This window comes from Cysteiniphilum litorale (genome assembly GCF_003428165.1).
Lineage (GTDB): Bacteria > Pseudomonadota > Gammaproteobacteria > Francisellales > Francisellaceae > Caedibacter > Caedibacter litoralis.
Genome location: NZ_QLIQ01000128.1, coordinates 1 through 1,264, shown reverse-complemented (window position 1 = coordinate 1,264; position 1,264 = coordinate 1). Strand labels below are relative to the sequence as shown.

Genomic DNA, 1,264 nt, shown 5'->3' with positions numbered 1-1,264 from the left:
GCGGTTAGACTATCTACTTCTTTTGCAACCCACTCCCATGGTGTGACGGGCGGTGTGTACAAGACCCGGGAACGTATTCACCGCGGCATTCTGATCCGCGATTACTAGCGATTCCGACTTCATGCTCTCGAGTTGCAGAGAGCAATCCGGACTACGAACACCTTTCTGAGTTTCGCTCCACCTCGCAGCTTCGCTTCCCTCTGTAATGCCCATTGTAGCACGTGTGTAGCCCTGCCCGTAAGGGCCATGATGACTTGACGTCGTCCCCACCTTCCTCCGCCTTATCAGCGGCAGTCTCTCTAGAGTGCCCAACTTAATGATGGCAACTAAAAATAAGGGTTGCGCTCGTTGCGGGACTTAACCCAACATTTCACAACACGAGCTGACGACAGCCATGCAGCACCTGTCTCATAGTTCCCGAAGGCACAATCCAATCTCTCAGATCTTCTATGGATGTCAAGGGCAGGTAAGGTTCTTCGCGTTGCATCGAATTAAACCACATGCTCCACCGCTTGTGCGGGTCCCCGTCAATTCCTTTGAGTTTTAACCTTGCGGCCGTAGTCCCCAGGCGGAGTACTTATCGCGTTAGCTGCGCCACTAAGTCTTTTACACCAGACCCAACAGCTAGTACTCATCGTTTACAGCGTGGACTACCAGGGTATCTAATCCTGTTTGCTACCCACGCTTTCGTCCCTCAGTGTCAGTTTAACCCCAGATTGTTGCCTTCGCCATTGATGTTCCTTCCGATCTCTACGCATTTCACCGCTACACCGGAAATTCCCCAATCCTCTAGTAAACTCTAGTTAAACAGTATCAAATGCAGTTCCCAGGTTGAGCCCAGGGCTTTCACATCTGACTTATCTAACCACCTACGAACCCTTTACGCCCAGTAATTCCGATTAACGCTCGCACCCTCCGTATTACCGCGGCTGCTGGCACGGAGTTAGCCGGTGCTTATTCTTTAGGTAACGTCAAATTATCTAGCTCTTAACCTGATAACCTTCCTCCCTAACTAAAGTGCTTTACAACCCTAAGGCCTTCTTCACACACGTGGTATTGCTGGATCAGGGTTGCCCCCATTGTCCAATATTCCCCACTGCTGCCTCCCGTAGGAGTCTGGGCCGTGTCTCAGTCCCAGTGTGGCTGATCTTCCTCTCAGAACAGCTATGGATCATCGCCTTGGTGAGCCTTTACCTCACCAACTAGCTAATCCAACGCAGGCTCATCGTACAGCGACTGCCTAAGCAACCTTTGACCCGAAGGT

1 rRNA gene is annotated in these 1,264 nt (G+C 51.3%); it reads right to left on the bottom strand.

What is annotated here, in order from left to right:
• Positions 1–1,264, bottom strand: a 16S ribosomal RNA gene (locus DNJ75_RS14845); the annotation flags it as partial.